The 16995-nt window shown below is 75.0% G+C and carries 13 protein-coding genes; 9 read left to right on the top strand and 4 right to left on the bottom strand.

From position 1 onward, the window contains the following. The first annotated feature begins 193 nt into the window (after positions 1–193). Complete coding sequence (locus tag BMW99_RS04840; RefSeq protein WP_079175947.1) at positions 194–1849, top strand: MFS transporter; 1656 nt, start codon at positions 194–196, stop codon at positions 1847–1849. 12 nt (positions 1850–1861) lie between these two features. On the opposite strand, the gene BMW99_RS42875 is transcribed toward BMW99_RS04840, so the two are convergent. Next, positions 1862–3511, bottom strand: coding sequence for an ATP-binding cassette domain-containing protein (locus tag BMW99_RS42875; protein WP_322900194.1), 1650 nt, complete (start codon positions 3509–3511; stop codon positions 1862–1864). A 59-nt stretch (positions 3512–3570) separates the two neighbouring features. Between BMW99_RS42875 and BMW99_RS04850 the strand changes: the two genes are divergently transcribed. Further along, the gene (locus tag BMW99_RS04850; RefSeq protein ID WP_069463240.1) at positions 3571–4320 is read left to right on the top strand and encodes a peptidyl-tRNA hydrolase; all 750 of its coding nucleotides are present in this window, start codon (positions 3571–3573) and stop codon (positions 4318–4320) included. 126 nt (positions 4321–4446) lie between these two features. Here BMW99_RS04850 and hemQ read toward each other — a convergent pair whose 3' ends face one another. Beyond that, positions 4447–5196, bottom strand: coding sequence for a hydrogen peroxide-dependent heme synthase (gene hemQ, locus BMW99_RS04855; protein ID WP_069463241.1), 750 nt, complete (start codon positions 5194–5196; stop codon positions 4447–4449). A 4-nt stretch (positions 5197–5200) separates the two neighbouring features. Further along, a complete protein-coding gene (gene hemG / locus BMW99_RS04860; protein WP_075016296.1) occupies positions 5201–6667 on the bottom strand; it encodes a protoporphyrinogen oxidase in 1467 nt (488 codons plus the stop codon). A 133-nt stretch (positions 6668–6800) separates the two neighbouring features. Here hemG and BMW99_RS04865 point away from each other — a divergent pair, with 133 nt between their 5' ends. Then, positions 6801–7946: a DUF4349 domain-containing protein gene (locus BMW99_RS04865; protein ID WP_245791204.1), complete on the top strand. Its 1146-nt coding sequence runs from the start codon at positions 6801–6803 to the stop codon at positions 7944–7946. A gap of 19 nt (positions 7947–7965) precedes the next feature. On the opposite strand, the gene hemE is transcribed toward BMW99_RS04865, so the two are convergent. Continuing rightward, positions 7966–9012, bottom strand: a complete 1047-nt coding sequence (gene hemE / locus BMW99_RS04870; protein WP_176735406.1) for a uroporphyrinogen decarboxylase — start codon at positions 9010–9012, stop codon at positions 7966–7968. A 233-nt stretch (positions 9013–9245) separates the two neighbouring features. Between hemE and BMW99_RS04875 the strand changes: the two genes are divergently transcribed. The 6 genes from BMW99_RS04875 (at position 9246) to BMW99_RS04900 (ending at position 16976) form a co-directional block, all read left to right on the top strand. After that, positions 9246–9860 (top strand): DUF3000 domain-containing protein, encoded by a 615-nt coding sequence (locus BMW99_RS04875; RefSeq protein ID WP_069462347.1) that lies wholly within the window; start codon positions 9246–9248, stop codon positions 9858–9860. Between the two features lie 229 nt (positions 9861–10089). After that, the gene (locus tag BMW99_RS04880; RefSeq protein ID WP_069462348.1) at positions 10090–10758 is read left to right on the top strand and encodes a response regulator transcription factor; all 669 of its coding nucleotides are present in this window, start codon (positions 10090–10092) and stop codon (positions 10756–10758) included. Positions 10759–10956: 198 nt separating this feature from the next. Beyond that, on the top strand, positions 10957–12201 hold the full coding sequence (locus tag BMW99_RS04885) for a ribonuclease D (protein ID WP_069462349.1): 1245 nt from the start codon (positions 10957–10959) through the stop codon (positions 12199–12201). A 229-nt stretch (positions 12202–12430) separates the two neighbouring features. Beyond that, the gene (locus tag BMW99_RS04890) at positions 12431–13648 is read left to right on the top strand and encodes a thiolase family protein (RefSeq protein WP_069462350.1); all 1218 of its coding nucleotides are present in this window, start codon (positions 12431–12433) and stop codon (positions 13646–13648) included. After that, a complete protein-coding gene (locus tag BMW99_RS04895; protein ID WP_069462351.1) occupies positions 13645–15774 on the top strand; it encodes a 3-hydroxyacyl-CoA dehydrogenase NAD-binding domain-containing protein in 2130 nt (709 codons plus the stop codon). Before BMW99_RS04890 ends, BMW99_RS04895 begins: the two co-directional genes overlap by 4 nt. A 218-nt stretch (positions 15775–15992) precedes the next feature. Beyond that, positions 15993–16976, top strand: coding sequence for an ArsR/SmtB family transcription factor (locus BMW99_RS04900; protein WP_069462352.1), 984 nt, complete (start codon positions 15993–15995; stop codon positions 16974–16976). The last annotated feature ends 19 nt before the right edge of the window (positions 16977–16995 follow it).

Consider the following 16995-nt stretch of genomic DNA (forward strand, 5'->3'; position numbering starts at 1 on the left):
GGAGGAAACGAGGGCCGCGGGGCGGGACGCCCGCGTGTCCCGGACACCGGGCGGACCACCGAACGGGCGCCGGTCCGGGAGCCGGGGCCGGGTGCCCGGACCGCGAGCGAGGACCGAGCAGCGAGGAGCGGGCGTGAGCGGATCGGCGGCGGGCGGCGGCGGAACGGGGCAGCGGAACCTGGTCCTGGCGGCGATGATCTTCGCGGTCGCGATGACCTTCATCGACCAGACCATCGTGTCGATCGCCGCTCCCGACATCCAGCGCGAGCTGAACCTGTCGACGACCGGCCTGCAGTGGGCCGTCAACGCCTACCTGCTGACCCTGGCCGCGTTCTTCGCCTACGGCGGCCGGCTCGCCGACACCGCCGGCCACCGGCGGGTCGTGGTCGCCGGCGTGGTGATCTTCGCCCTCTCCTCGCTGCTGTGCGGGCTGACGCCCAAGGGCGGCGCCGCCCAGGCGTGGATCGTGACGTTCCGGGCGGTGCAGGGCGTCGGCGGCGCGATCATGTTCCCCGCCGCGCTGGGCATCGTGGTGCAGACGTTCGCGCTGCGCGAGCGCGGCCGGGCGCTGGCCCTGTTCTTCGGGATCGCCGGCGGCCTGACCGCGATCGGGCCGATCCTCGGCGGCTACCTGACGCAGTGGACGTGGCGGGCCATCTTCTGGGTGAACGTGCCGGTCGCCGTGATCGCCCTGGTCCTCATCGCGCTCTCCAAGCCGGTGACCGACCACCGCCCCGCGCCGATGGACTACCGCGGCCTGGCGCTGATCGCCGGCGGGGTGGGGCTGAGCGTGTTCGGGTTCCAGCAGGCGCAGATCTGGCACTGGTCGAACCCGGGCATCGCGCTGTGCATCGCGGGCGGCCTGCTGCTGCTCGCCGTCTTCTACGCGGTGGAGCTGCGGACGCCCTCGCCGCTGATGCAGGTGCGGATCTTCCGCAACCGTGCGTTCGGGGTGCAGAACCTGGTGCTGGGCACCTCGATGCTGGTGTTCGTGCCGCTGTTCTTCTTCGCCAGCGAGTACGCCCAGATCGGCCTGGGCAAGTCGGCGTCGGAGGCCGGCCTCTACCTGCTCTACTTCTTCGTCGGGTTCGTCATCGCGTCCCAGATCGGCGGCCGGATGCTGGACCGCGGCGGGGCGAAGCGGCCGGTCGTGCTGGGGTGCGTGCTCGCCGCGGTCGGCTTCTTCCTGCTCGCCGGCGAGGTGACCGGCCTCGATTTCGGCACGCAGCAGTGGTACGTCATCCTCGCCGGCTTCGGCATGGGCATGATGCTGACGCCCGCGACGACGGACGCGGTGAACCGGGCCGGGCGCCTGTCGTACGGCGAGGCCACCGGCATCACCCAGACCGTCCGCAACTACGCGGCCAGCCTCGGTCTCGCGGTGCTCGGCACGATCTCGCTGGCCGTCTTCGAGTCCCATCTGCGCACGTCCCTGATCTCCCAGGGCGTCCCCGCGGCCCAGGCCTCCTCCCAGGCCCACTCCCTCGCGCAGTCGCACTCCGCGCCGTCCGGCTCGGGCACCGTCCCGCACTACGTCCGGCTGGACTTCGCGTACTCCACCCGCACGGTCTTCTACGTGATGGCCGGGATCATGGCCGCGGCCGCGATCGTCGCGAAGATCGGCCTGCGGCCCGGCCTCCAGGAGGAGCACGAGGGCGCGGGCGCGGCCGGGACGGACGGGAACGCGACCGCGGGGGCCCGCTCCGGGGAGTCGGGCGCGGACGGGGCGGGGGCACAGGGGTCGGGCGCTGGAGGCTCGGGCGCGGGCGGGTCGCAGGCCGCGGGGTCTCCGACGCCGTACGAGAAGGGGGCGCCGCCTCCCCCGGCGGACCGGCCGCCGTCGGGCTGACGGGCCGGCGGCTCAGCGCCAGGAGCGGGCGACGGCCCAGGCGGACAGGCGGGCGGCGGCGAGGGCCACCACCGCGGCCGCGAGGAGGGCGAGGACCGGATAGTGCACGGCGCCGGTGCGCGAGCCCGTCACCAGGCCGGTGACCGCGGCCTGCGCGGGCGAGCCGGAGACGATGAGCACCGCGCCCGCGGCGACCGCGGTGGTCAGCACCGGCCAGCCGGCGCCCCGCACGAGCGGCGGGTTGGTGAGGGCGCCGACGGCGGTCCCCAGCAGGACGGACACCGCCGCCGCCATCGCGCCGGCCAGGGCGGCGGGGCCGATCGGCACCGCGGTGTGCAGGTCGTCGGCGTGCGGCCCGCTGACCGCGGCGACGACCGCCGTCCCGGCGAGCCCCAGCACCCCGGACACCACGGCCGCGGCGGCGAGCGCGGCGCTCTGCGCCCGGGCCGGCCCCACCGCCGAGGCGACGCAGGCGCGGGCCGCGGCGGGCTCGTTGGTCACGCACACGCGGACCGTCCACGCCGCGACCGGCAGCAGCAGCGCCGCCGCGTAGCCGAGCGATCCGAGCAGGGGTTCGCCGCCCGCGATGCCGATCGCCATCACGGCGCCGTAGAAGATCAGCGGCGGCAGCCAGCGGTGCGAGCGCAGCAGCAGGTCGAGCTGGTAGCGCACCAGCACGCCCGGGCGACGGGCCCGCGCGGACGGACCCGTGGCCCCGACCGGGGCCGTCAGCCGGGGCGTTCGCGGCGCCGGGCGGGGGCCCGGCACCGCCGTCGCGGGCGGCGCGTCCGTCCGCACGGCGGTGATGTGCCAGGGCGGTGCGGCCGCCAGCAGGGCCCGCAGCACGGCGTCGGACCGTCCGGCCGGCACGGCGCCCCGGACCGCGCCGCTCTCCCCCACCGGCAGCAGGCCCTCGGCCCCCGCGGGCAGCGGGCGCCCGGTGCCGACGGCTTCGATCACGACGGTGGCCGCGTCGTCGGGCGCAGGGTCGGCAGCGGAGAGGGCGGGGGCGGTCATGGTCAGGACGCCGGTGTCCACGGCGTGGACGGCGGTCGTGTCGGCCGCCAGCCGCCGCGGGTCGTGGTCGACGAACACGACGATCGCCCCGGCCGCGACCCGTTCGCGTACCGCCGCGTCGAGCACGGCGCGGGCCGCCACGTCCAGGCCCGTCCACGCCTCGTCCAGGACGAGCAGCGCGGGGTCGGCCAGCAGCGCCTGGATCACCGCGACCTTCTGGCAGGTGCCCTTGGAGAGCTCGTCGAGCGGGGTGCGGGCGTGGCCGGCGAGGCCGAAGCGGTCGAGCCAGTACAGGGCGCTGTCCGCGGCCTCGCGTGCGGGCAGCCCGCGCACCGCGCCCATGTGCGTGAGGTAGCGCAGTACGGCGAAGGGCAGGGCGGGCGGGAACCGCTCGGGCACGTACGCGGTGCCGGCCGCGGGCCTCCCGCTCACCTGCCCGGCGGTGGGGCGGTCGACCCCGGCGAGGATCCGCAGCAGCGTCGACTTGCCGCTGCCGTTCGGGCCCTCGACCCGCACGAGGCTGCCGGGCGGCACCTCGAACGCGACGTCACGCAGCACCCACGGCCCGCGGAGCCCGTAGCGCCGCCCCACACCGTCCAGTCGCAGCCCGCCGCCGGCCGCGGCCGCCTCCCCGTCGTCTCGCACGGGCCCATCCTCACCCACGCGGGCGGGGGCGTGGAAGGCGCGGATGGCAGACTTGCCACGTGAGTACGCCTGTCGAACGCAGTACCAGCACCAGCAGCACCAGCACCAGCCCCTTCCGGGACGAGGCGCCGGACCGGGACGAGGCCCCGCAGTTCGTCCTGCCGCTCGTCGTCCGCATCGAGCGCGACGCGCCGCCGGGGCGGACGGACGCGCTGGAGACGGCGGCCCGCGCGGTCCTCACGCTGCTCGCCGACGAGCGGTCGACGGCGCCGGACGGGGAGTGGGCGGAGGCGGTGCGCGACTGGCAGGACGCGCGCATCCGCAAGGTCGTGCGGCGCGCGCGGGGCGCGGAGTGGCGCCGGGCCGGGGCGCTGCCGGGGATCACCGTGACGGGTGACGCCGCGGAGGTGCGGGTGTTCCCGCCGGTGCCGCTGGACGCGTGGCCCAAGGACCTGGCGCGGCTCCAGGTCTCCGGCACCGAGCTCGACGAGCCGCAGCCGCCGGCCGCCCCCGCACCGGGCGTCCCCGTCCTGTGGATGAACCCGGACGTCGCGATGTCCGCGGGCAAGGCGATGGCCCAGGCCGGGCACGGCGCGCAGCTCGCCTGGTGGGAGCTGTCCGCAGAGGAGCGGGCCGCCTGGGCGGCGTCCGGTTTCCGGCTCGCCGTCCGCACCGCCGCCCCCGCCGACTGGCCGCGCCTGACGGCCGCCGGCCTCCCGGTCGTCCGCGACGCCGGCTTCACCGAGATCGCCGCCGGCTCCTGCACCGTCGTCGCCGCCCACCCGGCCCTCAAGGGGGCCACCCCGTAGCACGGAGCCCGTCCCCGGGCGCAGCACGACCCCGGGCCCCCAAGGGGCTCGGGGTCGTGCTGCGCCCGGCCGGGCGATGCCCCCGGCGCGGGGCCGAGCCCACGCCGGGTCCGCGCCCGGAGGGGGCTACGCGAGCGTCGCGATCAGGTCCGGGAGGGAGCGGCGACGACCCGTGTAGAACGGGACCTCCTCGCGGACGTGGCGGCGGGCCTCGGACCCGCGCAGGTGCCGCATGAGGTCGACGATGCGGTACAGCTCGTCCGCCTCGAACGCGAGGATCCACTCGTAGTCGCCGAGCGAGAACGACGCCACGGTGTTGGCCCGCACGTCGGGGTAGCCGCGCGCCATCTTGCCGTGGTCGGCCAGCATCCGCCGCCGGTCCTCGTCGGGCAGCAGGTACCAGTCGTACGACCGGACGAACGGGTAGACGCTGACCCAGTCGCGGGGCGTCTCGTCCGCGAGGAACGCGGGCACGTGGGACTTGTTGAACTCCGCGGGGCGGTGCAGCGCCATGTTGGACCACACCGGCTCCAGCGCGCGGCCGAGCCGGGTGCGGCGGAAGAGGTTGTACGCCTCCTGCAGGGCGTCCGCGGTCTCCGCGTGCCACCAGATCATGACGTCCGCGTCGGCCCGCATGCCGGACACGTCGTAGGTGCCGCGCACGGTGACGTCCTTCGCGGCGAGCTGCGCGAACAGCTCCTCCACCTCGTCCGCCCAGCCGCCGCGGTCCTCCGGCAGCGCCGCGCGCAGCCGGAACACCGACCACAGCGTGTAACGGATGACCTCGTTGAGGTCCTTGGCCTTCTTGCCCGCGTGGGGCGCCTTCGCGGGCCCTTCGGCGTCGGCGCTGGAACGGGCGGCAGTCGAGTCGGTCATGCGGCTATTCTCCCGCGCCGTCCCCCGCGCCCCGCACCAGGGTCGCCAGGACCTCGCGGGCCGCCCGCCGGCCGCTGCCGACGCACGCCGGGATGCCCACGCCGTCGTAGACCGCGCCGCACACCGCGAGTCCCGGCAGCTTGCCGACCTGTTCGCGGATGCGCGCGACCCGGCCGACGTGCCCGACGGCATACTGCGGCAGGCCGGCCTCCCAGCGGGTGACGCGTGCGGCGACGGGAGCCGCGCGGAGCCCGGCGGCCTCGCCGAGGTCCTCGCGGGACAGGCGCACCAGGTCGGTGTCGTCCCAGGCGAGATCCGCCTCGCTGCCGTAGCGGCCGACGGAGGTGCGCAGCACGAAGGTGTCGCCGCCGGCCTTGCCGAGCCAGCCCCACTTGTGGCTGGAGAAGGTGGCCGCCTTGATGGTGCGGCCGTCCACCGGGGGCACCAGGAACCCGCTGCCGACCGGGAGTTGGTGGACGTCGCGGCGGCGGAAGGCCATGGTGACCAGGGCCATGCCGGCGTACTCGACGGCGGCCAGGTCCGCGGCCGCAGCCGGCGCCTCCGCGGCCAGCAGCCGGGCGGCGGCCGGTGCGGGCGCGGCGACCACCACGGCGTCGGCGGTGAGGTCCCGGTCGGCGAGCACGACCTGCCAGCCGTGCGGGCGCCGCCGCAGCTCGCGCACCGCCGCGCCCGTCTCGATGGTGACGCCCGCGGCCCGGCAGGCGCCGGCGACGGCGACCGGGAGGCGGCCGACGCCCCCGCTGATGCCGTTGAAGACCGGTCCGGTCTGGCGCGCGGCGACGGCCTTGCGCTGCAGCTCGCGGGCGGCCTCGATGAGGGAGCGGCCGTCGCGGGCGGCGGTGTAGAGCTGCGGGATGGCCGCACGCAGCGAGATCTCGTAGGCGTTGCCCGCGTAGACGCCGCCGAGCAGGGGCTCGACGAGCCGGTCGACGACCTCGCGGCCGAGCCGGGCCGCGACGTACGTGCCGACCGCGGTGTCCTCGCCGATGTCGGTGCGGGGCAGGACGTGGTCGAGCGGTATGCGGGCCAGGCCCGCGGCGGACAGCACTCCGGAGGAGGCCAGCGGGCCGAGGTCGGCGGGCACGCCCATGACGCCGCCGGACGGCATGGGCCGCAGCCGGCCGCGGGTCCACAGCTTCGCGCCGAGCACCGCGGGCGGCTCCAGCGCGTCGGCCAGGCCCACCGCGCGGGCCAGCTCGATCGCTTCGGGCCGCCTGGCCAGCAGGGACTCGGCGCCCAGGTCGACGGGGACGCCGGCGATCTCGTCGGCGTGCAGCTTGCCGCCGAGGCGTTCCGAGGCCTCCAGCAGTGTCACGCGGGCCCCGGCCCCGGCCAGGTCGTACGCGGCCGCGAGACCGGAGATCCCGCCGCCGACGACCACCACGTGCCCCGCGTCGGGGGCGCCTCCCGGGGCCGGCGCGGGGACGGTCGGGCGGTGGGTCTGGCTCATGCCCCCACTGTCTCAGACACCGGATCGCGTTCCGAACGTGACCCCATCGGGATCGCCCGGCGGCAACCCGCCGCGGGGCCGGTCCGTCCAACTCGCGACACCGTTCCGACGGCCCTGACTCCGGGGGGATTTGATGGAAGCGAACGACACGGCACGCACTGCCGCGCGGCAGTGGAGACGGCGGCGGCGGACGGCCGCGGCCTGCGGGCTGCTGCTGGCCGCCGCGGTGGCCCTCGCGGGCTGCGGCAGCTCGGGCGGGAGCAGGTCGAACGACTCGGCGGCCGCGCCGCAGGCCAGGAACCAGCAGGATACGGGGAACGCGGACGCGGCGGGCACCGGCGGCACGGGCGGGGCGGGTGGCGGCACGGCGGGGACGGGGGGCGCGGGCACGACCGCACCGCGGCCGGCGCCCGGTTCCCTGATCCGCGTCGCCCACCTGACGGTGCGCACCCCGCACGTCGAGCAGCAGTTGGACGCCGCGCGCACGATGGCCGCGGACGCCGGCGGGTACGCGGGGGACGAGCAGACCACCGTCGACGCGCGCGGGCACGCCGAGTCCACGGTCGAGCTGCGGGTGCCGGTGGCCGCGTACGACGCGACGGTCACCCGCCTCGCGAAGCTGGGCACGCTGCTGGCGCGCACGGTCAGCGTCCAGGACGTCACGGGGCAGGTGGTGGACGTCGCCAGCCGGGTCAGGTCGCAGCAGGCGAGTGTGGCGCGGGTGCGGGCGCTGATGGACCGGGCGTCGAGCCTGAGCGACGTGGTGTCGCTGGAGAGCGAGCTGAGCACCCGTGAGTCGGCGCTGGAGGCGCTGGAGGCGCAGCAGGCCGCGCTCAGGTCGCAGACGGAGCTGGCGACGATCAGCCTGCGGCTCACGGAGCCGCCGGCCAGGCCCGCGCCACCGCACCCGGCCCGGAAGCACGACGGCTTCTGGACCGTGGTCGGGCACGGCCTCGGCCAGGGCTGGCACGCCTTCTACGTGACGATGCGGGTGCTGCTGGTCGTGGCCGCCGTGGTGCTGCCGTTCGCGCTGCTCGCGCTGCTGGTCTGGTACGGCTACCGGCTGCTGCGGCGCCGGCTGCCCGGCATCGTGCCCGGACACCGGCCCGAGCCGTCGACACTTCGCGCGCCCGACGGCTCCGGACCGCGGGTGCCGGGCCCGGCACTCCCCGCCTACCCGGGCGCGGCCCGGAAGGCGGCTCCGAAGGCGTCCGGCGCGCCGGACCGGCCGAACGCGCCGGAGGGGCAGGACGAGCCGGAGGGGCCGCCCGCCGGCTAGGCGGACGGCCGGGGGCGGCTCAGACCGCGCTCGCCTTGTGCACGAACTCGACGAGGCGGGTCAGGGCGTCCGGGTCGGTGCTGGGCATCACGCCGTGGCCGAGGTTGAAGACATGGCCGGTCCCGGCGGCCGCGGCGGCGTCCAGCACCTCCTGCGCCTTGACCTCGACGGCCGCGGTCGGGGCGAACAGCACCGTCGGGTCGAGGTTGCCCTGGAGCGCCTTGCCGGGGCCGACCCGGCGGGCCGCCTCGTCCAGCGGGACGCGCCAGTCCACGCCGACGACGTCGGCGCCGGCCTCTCCCATCAGGCCGAGCAGTTCGCCGGTGCCGACGCCGAAGTGGATGCGGGGCACCCCGTAGCCGGCGACGGCGTCGAAGACCTTGGCGGAGGCGGGCATCACGTAGCGCCGGTAGTCGGCGGGGGCGAGCGCGCCGGCCCAGGAGTCGAAGAGCTGGACGGCGCTGGCGCCCGCCTCGATCTGCACCTTGAGGAACGCGACGGTCATGTCGGCGAGGCGGTCGGTGAGGTCGGCCCACAGCTCGGGCTCGCCGTACATCATCGCCTTGGTGCGCTCGTAGGTGCGCGAGGGGCCGCCCTCGATGAGGTAGCTGGCCAGCGTGAAGGGCGCGCCCGCGAAGCCGATGAGCGGGGTCTCGCCCAGCTCGTCGGTGAGCATGCCGACGGCCTCGGTGACGTAGGGGACGTCGCCGGGCTCCAGGGGGCGCAGCCGCGACAGGTCGGCGCGGGTGCGGAGCGGCTCGGCGACGACCGGGCCGACGCCGGGCTTGATGTCCAGGTCGATGCCGATGGCCCGGAGCGGCACCACGATGTCGCTGAAGTAGATGGCGGCGTCGACGTGGTGGCGGCGGACCGGCTGCAGGGTGATCTCGGTGATCAGGTCCGGGCGCGTGCAGGACTCCAGCATCGGGACGCCCTCGCGGACCTTCAGGTACTCGGGCAGCGAACGCCCTGCCTGCCGCATGAACCACACCGGGGTGTGCGGTACGGGCTCGCTCCGGCAGGCGCGGACGAAGGGGGAATCAGCGGTCTTCTGGTGCGCACTCACACCCGAATCCTCCCACGCCGTCACGACCGCTCCGGCCCCGCGGTCCGCTCGCGGGCCGGCCGGCGGCGCGCCACCCGCCCGGCCGCGGCCGGGCGGGCCGGCACGCACGGCGCGCGGGAGGTGCGCGGAACGTGCGCTCAAGGTGCACGAAAGGGAACGACATGGCCGAGTTGGCGTCAAGAAACCGGTGTTGGTCCGGGCAGCGGGCCGCCGGGGCGCTTACCCTTCCGGGCATGGCAGCGGTTACCGGGCACCTGGACGACGAGGCACCCCTCTCCTTCCGTCGGGCGGTCGAGGCGCTGCGCTCGGCACGGGTGCGGCCGGAGGTCCGGATCGAGGAGACCGCGGCGCCGCGCCGCCTCGCCCCCTACGCCTACGCCCTGGAGGCCACGGTCATGTCGGGCGGCGAGGAACTGGCCGACGGCCGCCTCGTGCTGCTGCACGAGCCCGGCGGGCACGACTCGTGGAACGGCGAGTTCCGGCTCGTCACGCTGGCCAGGGCGGAGCTGGAGCCGGAGATGGCCGGCGATCCGCTGCTGCCCGAGGTGAGCTGGTCCTGGCTGACCGGCGCGCTGGCCGCCCGCGGCGCGGGCTACCACGACCCCAGCGGCACCGTCTCGCGCGCCTCGTCCCACCACTTCGGCGGGCTCGCGGACCGTCCGGACGACACCCAGATCGAGATCCGGGCGTCCTGGACGCCGTCGTCGCCTGACGACGCGGCCGGTCATGTGGCGGCCTGGTGCGACCTGCTGTGCGCCTGCGCGGGACTGCCGCCGTCGGACGGCCCGGAGGCGGGGACGCGAGGCGGCGCCAGCGGGGTCCTCCCGCTGCCCAAGCGCCGTAGCTGAACCACCCGGCCGGAGCGGCGCGGCTGAGGCCCCGTCATCTCGCGGCCGTGCTCCCGGGCAGCGCCCGCGGAGCACCGCACGGGTGTGCCCAGGGAGACCACCCGTTCGATCGGGCGTCCGATTTGCCTGAAATGCCACTCAATAAATCGTGATCTTTCCCTAAAGGCCGGAGCAATTGCTGCCGAAGGAGACTGTGACCGTTCCAGTCCCCTTTGCCACAGGAGGCCCGGTGTCCGTTCTTCTCGAGCAGCCCACGAGCCTGGTCGCCTACCGTCCCAGCAAGCCGACGGCCATGGTCGTCGTCGCCGACCCCCGCGTCCGCTCCACTGTCACCCGACACCTGTGGGCTCTCGGGGTTCGTGATGTGATCGAGGCCTCGTCCATCGCCGAGGCCCGTCCCCGGGTCGGTAATCCCCGCGACATCTGCGTTGCCGACGTCCATCTGCCCGACGGCTCGGGCCTCACCCTGCTCGCCGAGACCCGCGCGGCGGGCTGGCCCAACGGCCTGGCCCTGTCCGCCGCCGACGACATCGGCGCGGTCCGCAACGCGCTCGCCGGCGGCGTGAAGGGCTATGTCGTCACCGGCACCCGCAACACCGCGGGCGCGCTGGCCGGACGCCCCGGCCTCGCCCCGCTCGGCGCCACCGCGGCCCGCATGCAACGGCGCCCGCCCGGCTCCCACGGCCACCCGGGCAACGGCTACCGCGAGCTGTCGGGCCGCGAGGTCGAGGTGCTGCGGCTGGTCGCGGAGGGCCAGTCGAACAAGGCGATCGGCGTGTCCATGGGACTGTCGGCGCTGACCGTGAAGAGCCATCTGGCCCGGATCGCCCGCAAGCTGGGCACCGGCGACCGGGCGGGCATGGTCGCGGTGGCGCTGCGTACCGGCATCATCCACTGACCCCTGCGGCATGCGCGCCCGTCGGCGGAACGTTCCGCCCGGCGGGCGCGCGCGCATGAGCGGGGCCGCGGAGCCGGCCGGGAGCGGGCCGGACACGGGCCGGACGGAAGGCGGGCCGGGAGTGCTCCGGCCGGAACCGGCGGGAGGGCAGTGCTGTGGATCTCCGCGGGACCGGCCCGGCCCGGCTACCCTTGACAGGTGACCGACGCCAGAGACCCCGAATCCCCAGTAACCTCGGCGCCGGTCCCGCTGCTGGACCCGCGTGAGGGGATCCCGCCGGTCACCGCCGGCCCGGAGGCCCTGGACGACGTCGTGACGGCTTTCGCCGCGGGCTCCGGCCCGGTCGCCGTCGATGCCGAGCGCGCCTCCGGCTACCGCTACGGGCAGCGGGCCTATCTGGTCCAGCTGCGCCGCACCGGAGCAGGGACCGCGCTGATCGACCCCGTCGCATGCCCCGACCTGACCGACCTGGGCGAGGCGCTCGCCGACACGGAGTGGGTGCTGCACGCGGCGACCCAGGACCTGCCGTGCCTGGCTGAGCTGGGCATGCGTCCCACCTCGCTGTTCGACACCGAACTCGCCGGCCGGCTGGCCGGGTTCGCGCGGGTCGGGCTCGGCGCGATGGTGGAGAACGTGCTCGGGTTCGCACTGGAGAAGGGCCACTCCGCGGTCGACTGGTCGACGCGCCCGCTGCCCGAGCCGTGGCTGCGGTACGCGGCGCTGGACGTGGAGCTGCTGGTCGACCTGCGCGACGCACTGGAGGAGGAGCTGCGCTCCCAGGGGAAGCTGGAGTGGGCGCTGCAGGAGTTCGCCGCGATCGCGGCCGCGCCCGCACCCGCCCCGCGGGTCGACCCGTGGCGCCGCACGTCGGGCATGCACAAGGTGCGCAGGCGCCGGCAGATCGCGGTGGTCCGCGAGCTGTGGCAGGCGCGGGACCGCGCCGCCCAGGACCGGGACGTGTCGCCGGGCCGGGTGCTGACCGACGCCGCGATCGTCGCCGCGGCTCTGGAGTCGCCGCCCAACGTGCACGCGCTCGCCGCGCTGCCCGGATTCGGGCACCGCATGGGCCGCCGCCAGCTCGACCAGTGGCAGGCCGCGGTGGACCGGGCCCGGGCACTGCCCGAGAAGGAACTGCCGCAGCCCACCGCCGCGTACACCGGTCCCCCGCCGCCGCGCGCGTGGGCGGACAAGGACCCGGTGGCGGCCGCCCGCCTGTCGGCTGCGCGGGCCGCGGTCTCGGCGCTGGCCGACGAGCTGAACCTCCCGCAGGAGAACCTGATCTCGCCCGACACCGTCCGGCGGCTGTGCTGGGCGCCGCCCGCGGTGCCGACCCCCGAACCGGTGGCGGAGACGCTCTCCTCGCTCGGCGCCCGCCCGTGGCAGGTCCAGCTCACGACGCCGCTGCTCACGAAGGCGCTCGCGGCCCGGCCGACCGAGGCATAACCGTCGGTAACTCCGATGGGCGTGTGACCTACACCGCTTCCGCGGGTAAGACTGTGCACATGGGTTACCCACGAGTAGCATGACCATGAGCAAGCGCTCGCTCGTTCACGGGCAGCGGGCAGGACGAGCGAGTGAGCACGGTCGACCGCCGACGCCGGGTCCCAGCACCCGGCGGGGCACCCCCGGGTGACGTGCCGGGGAAGAGCGAACAGACTAAGAGGGAGCCATCGTGCCTCGTACCGGAAGGGACGTCGTCTTCGTCGACGGCGTCCGCACCCCGTTCGGCAAGGCGGGCCCGAAGGGCATCTACCACGAGACCCGCGCCGACGACCTGGTGATCAAGTGCATCCGGGAGCTGCTGCGCCGCAATCCCGGACTGGACCCGGCCCGCATCGACGAGGTCGCGGTCGCCGCCACCACGCAGATCGGCGACCAGGGCCTGACCCTCGGCCGCACCGCCGGCATCCTGGCCGGGCTGCCGACGACCGTCCCCGGCTTCTCCATCGACCGCATGTGCGCGGGCGCGATGACCGCGGTCACCACGACGGCCGGCGGCATCGCCTTCGGCGCGTACGACGTGGTGGTCGCCGGCGGCGTCGAGCACATGGGCCGGCACCCGATGGGCGAGGGCGTCGACCCCAACCCGCGGTTCGTCTCGGAGAAGCTCGTCGACGAGTCCGCGCTGTTCATGGGCATGACGGCGGAGAACCTGCACGACCGCTTCCCGCAGCTGACCCGGCAGCGCTCCGACGAGTTCGCCGCGCGCAGCCAGGAGAAGGCCGCGAAGGCGTACGCCAACGGCAGCATCCAGCAGGACCTGGTACCGATCGCGATCCGCCGCACCAGCCCCGAGGCCGGGGAGACCGGCTGGGGTCTGGCGACCGCGGACGAGCCGATGCGCCCGGGCACCACGGTGGAGCAGCTGGCCGGCCTGAAGACCCCGTTCCGCCCGCACGGCCGGGTCACCGCGGGCAACGCGGCCGGCCTGAACGACGGCGCGACCGCCTCGCTGCTGGCGGCCGAGGACGTGGCCCGTGAGCTGGAACTGCCGGTGCGGATGCGCCTGGTGGCCTACGCCTTCGCGGGCGTCGAGCCCGAGGTGATGGGCATCGGCCCGGTGCCGGCGACCCAGAAGGCGCTGGCGAAGGCCGGTCTGACGATCGACGACATCGGCCTGTTCGAGATCAACGAGGCGTTCGCCGTCCAGGTCCTGTCGCTGCTGGACCACTACGGCATCGCCGACGACGACCCGCGGGTCAACCAGTACGGCGGCGCGATCGCGTTCGGTCACCCGCTGGCGTCCTCGGGCGTGCGCCTGATGACGCAGCTGGCGCGGCAGTTCGAGGAGCAGCCGCACGTGCGCTACGGCATCACCACCATGTGCGTCGGGTTCGGCATGGGCGGCACGGTCATCTGGGAGAACCCGCACTTCGAGGGGGAAAAGTGAGCACGACCGCAGAACTGCTGAAGGGCGCGGCCGAGCTGTTCCCCGGCGAGGTCGTCACCAGCGCCCACGTCCGCCACCTGGATCTGCCGGGCGGCGCCGGGCGCTTCGCCCTGATCACCCTGGACAACGGCCTGGACCACACCAAGCCGACCACGTTCGGGCCGCAGTCGCTGGCGAACCTGTCCGCCGCGATCGACCAGGTCGAGAAGGAGGCCGCGGCCGGCGAGATCGCCGGTGCCGGCATCACCGGCAAGCCGTTCATCTTCGCCGTGGGCGCCGACCTCAAGGGCGTCGAGCTGCTCACGCGGCACGAGGACGCGCTGGCCATCGGGAAGGGCGGTCACGACGTCTTCAAGCGGCTGGCGTCGCTGGCGGTGCCGACCTTCGCGTACTACAACGGCGCGGCGATGGGCGGCGGCGTCGAGGTCGGCCTGCACTGCACGTACCGCACGGTCTCCGCGTCGGTCCCGGCCTTCTCGCTGCCCGAGGTCTTCCTCGGCCTGATCCCCGGCTGGGGCGGCTGCACGCTGCTGCCGAACCTGATCGGCGCGGACCGCGCGGTCACGGTCGTCATCGAGAACTCGCTCAACCAGAACCGGCAGCTCAAGGGCATGCAGGTGCACGAACTGGGCATCGCCGACGCCCTGTTCGACGCCGCGGACTTCCTGGAGCAGTCGCTGCAGTGGACCGCGGCCGTCCTCCGCGGCGAGATCGCGGTGGCCCGCCCCGAGGTGGACCGCGGCGAGGCGTGGGACCGCGCCGTGGAGCGCGGCCGGTCCCTCGCCGACGGCAAGGTGCACGGTGCGGCCCCGGCCGCCTACCGGGCGCTGGACATCATCGCGGCGGCGAAGAACGGCGACCTGCGCCAGGGCTTCGACGCCGAGGACCAGGCGCTGGCCGACCTGATCATGGGCGGCGAGGTGCGCAGCGGCATCTACGCCTTCAACCTGGTGCAGAAGCGCGGCAAGCGGCCCGCCGGCGCGCCCGACAAGGCACTGGCCCGCCCGGTGTCGAAGGTCGGCGTGGTCGGCGCGGGCCTGATGGCCTCGCAGCTGGCGCTGCTGTTCGCCCGCCGCCTGGAGGTGCCGGTCGTGCTGACCGACATCGACCAGGAGCGGATCGACAAGGGCGTCGGCTACGTGCACGGTGAGATCGACAAGCTGCTGCTCAAGGGCCGGGTCAACCCGGACAAGGCCAACCGCCTCAAGGGCCTGGTCTCCGGCCACCTGGACAAGGCGACGGCGTTCGGCGACGCGGACTTCGTGATCGAGGCCGTCTTCGAGGAGATGGGCGTCAAGCAGCAGGTCTTCGCCGAACTGGAGGCCGTCGTCCGGCCGGACGCGATCCTGGCGACGAACACCTCCTCGCTGTCGGTGACGGAGATGGCCGCGAAGCTGGAGCACCCCGAGCGGGTCGTCGGCTTCCACTTCTTCAACCCGGTGGCGGTGCTCCCGCTGCTGGAGATCGTCCGCGGCGAGGACACCGACGACGCGTCGCTGGCCACCGCGTTCGCGGTCGCCAGGAAGCTGAAGAAGACCGCGGTCCTGGTGAAGGACGCCCCGGCGTTCGTCGTGAACCGCATCCTGACCCGCTTCATGGGCGAGATCCAGAACGTCATCGACGAGGGCACCCCGATCCCGGTGGCCGAGAAGGCGGTCGAGCCGCTGGGCCTGCCGATGTCGCCGCTGGTGCTGCTGGAACTGGTCGGCCCGGCGATCGGCCTGCACGTCTCCGAGACGCTGCACGCCGCGTTCCCCGACCGGTTCACGGTCTCGGAGAACCTGGCGGCGGTCGTGAAGGCCGGCAAGCGCGGCTTCTTCGTCTACGACTCCGGAGTGCCGGAGCTGGACCCGGAGGTCGCCGCGCTGCTCAGGCAGGGCGACACCGTGCTGACCGAGGAGCAGGTCCGCGCCCGCGTCCTGGACGCGGTCGCGCAGGAGATCGGTGTGATGCTCGACGAGGGCGTCGTCGCGGAGGCCCAGGACATCGACCTGTGCCTGATCACCGGCGCCGGCTGGCCGTTCCACCTCGGCGGCATCACCCCCTACCTGGACCGCGAGGGCGTCTCCGAGCGGGTGAACGGCAAGCCGTTCCTCGCGCCGGGCGTCGCCAGCGTCCCCGCGTAGGTCGCGCCGTCCGCGTCACCCGGTGCCCGGCACCCCCGCGGGGGTGCCGGGCACCGGCATGTCCGGGCGTTCCGGGATTCCGGATGACTCCGGATTGCTCCGGATGACTCAGGACCGCGTGTTTGCGACAGGTGCACATCAAGATCCTGACGGAGCGCCCCCGGGCCCAGTACATTGCGTGAGGAAGGCACCGGCCGGGCGAGCGGGGGGGTGACCGGATGACGCTGCGGATCCACTTCACGCCGGAGGACCTCGCGCGGGTCACCGTGGCGCCGGGCACCAGCATCCTGTGGGAGGCGGTGCTCAGCCTGCACACCCTGCGGTCGGCGCGGGTCCCCCCGGCCTACCGGGAGTGGCGGGACGGGACGCGGCGGCGGCTGACCGCGAGCCCGGCGTGCCGGCAGATCCTCCTGCTGGTCTCGCTGATACCGGAGAGCGGCGACTTCCCCGACTTCCTGACGCCCTCCCAGTCCCAAGACCTCGCCGAGGGACTGGAGGAGGTGCGCTCCACTCCCGCCGCCTTCCTGCGCTCCGACCTCAGCCGGGTGTTCGCCGAACGCCGGCCCCCCGACTGGGTGCGGCAGCTGGCCGGCGGCGGCACGGCCGAACTCGCGCCGGTGGCCGAGGCGTTACGGGTGTACGCGGACGCCGTCCTCGCGCCCTGCCGGGACGCCGTCGACGCCGCGGTGGGCACCGACCGGTCGCTGCGGGGCAGGACCCTGATGAACGGCGGCGTGGGGCAGTTGCTCGGCGGGCTGCCGGCGCCCGTCCGCTGGACGGCGCCGGTCCTGGAGACCCCCTACCCGGTGGACCGCGACCTGCGTCTGGACGGGCGGGGGCTGACGCTGGTACCCGCGTACTTCTGCTGGGGCGCCCCGGTCACCCTCATCGACGAGGAGCTGCCGCCGGTGCTGGTGTATCCGGCCGCCGGCCCGGCGACGGGGCCGACGCCCGGGACCGCGAACCGCCACCTCACCGCGCTGCTCGGCCGGACCCGGGCGAACGCGCTGCGCGCGCTGTGCGTGCCGCACTCCACCACCGAACTGGCCCGCCGCATCGGCACGACGGCGGGCTCCGCCAGCAAGCACGCGGCCGTGCTGCGCGGCTCGGGCCTCATCACGAGCACCCGCCACGGCAACACGGTGATCCACGTCATCACCCCCGTCGGGCAGACCCTCCTCGCCCCTCCCCCGGGCCCCTGACCGCCGGCCCGCCAGGTCC

Source organism: Actinacidiphila rubida, assembly GCF_900110255.1.
GTDB classification, from domain to species: Bacteria; Actinomycetota; Actinomycetes; order Streptomycetales; family Streptomycetaceae; genus Actinacidiphila; species Actinacidiphila rubida.

Excerpts from the sequence above, each read along its gene's own strand:
- hemG (WP_075016296.1), bottom strand. The coding sequence starts at position 6,667 with ATGAGCCAGACCCACCGCCCGACCGTCCCCGCGCCGGCCCCGGGAGGC.
- BMW99_RS04875 (WP_069462347.1), top strand. The coding sequence starts at position 9,246 with ATGGCAGCGGTTACCGGGCACCTGGACGACGAGGCACCCCTCTCCTTC.
- hemQ (WP_069463241.1), bottom strand. The coding sequence starts at position 5,196 with ATGACCGACTCGACTGCCGCCCGTTCCAGCGCCGACGCCGAAGGGCCC.
- BMW99_RS04840 (WP_079175947.1), top strand. The coding sequence starts at position 194 with ATGATCTTCGCGGTCGCGATGACCTTCATCGACCAGACCATCGTGTCG.
- BMW99_RS04865 (WP_245791204.1), top strand. The coding sequence starts at position 6,801 with ATGGAAGCGAACGACACGGCACGCACTGCCGCGCGGCAGTGGAGACGG.
- BMW99_RS04900 (WP_069462352.1), top strand. The coding sequence starts at position 15,993 with ATGACGCTGCGGATCCACTTCACGCCGGAGGACCTCGCGCGGGTCACC.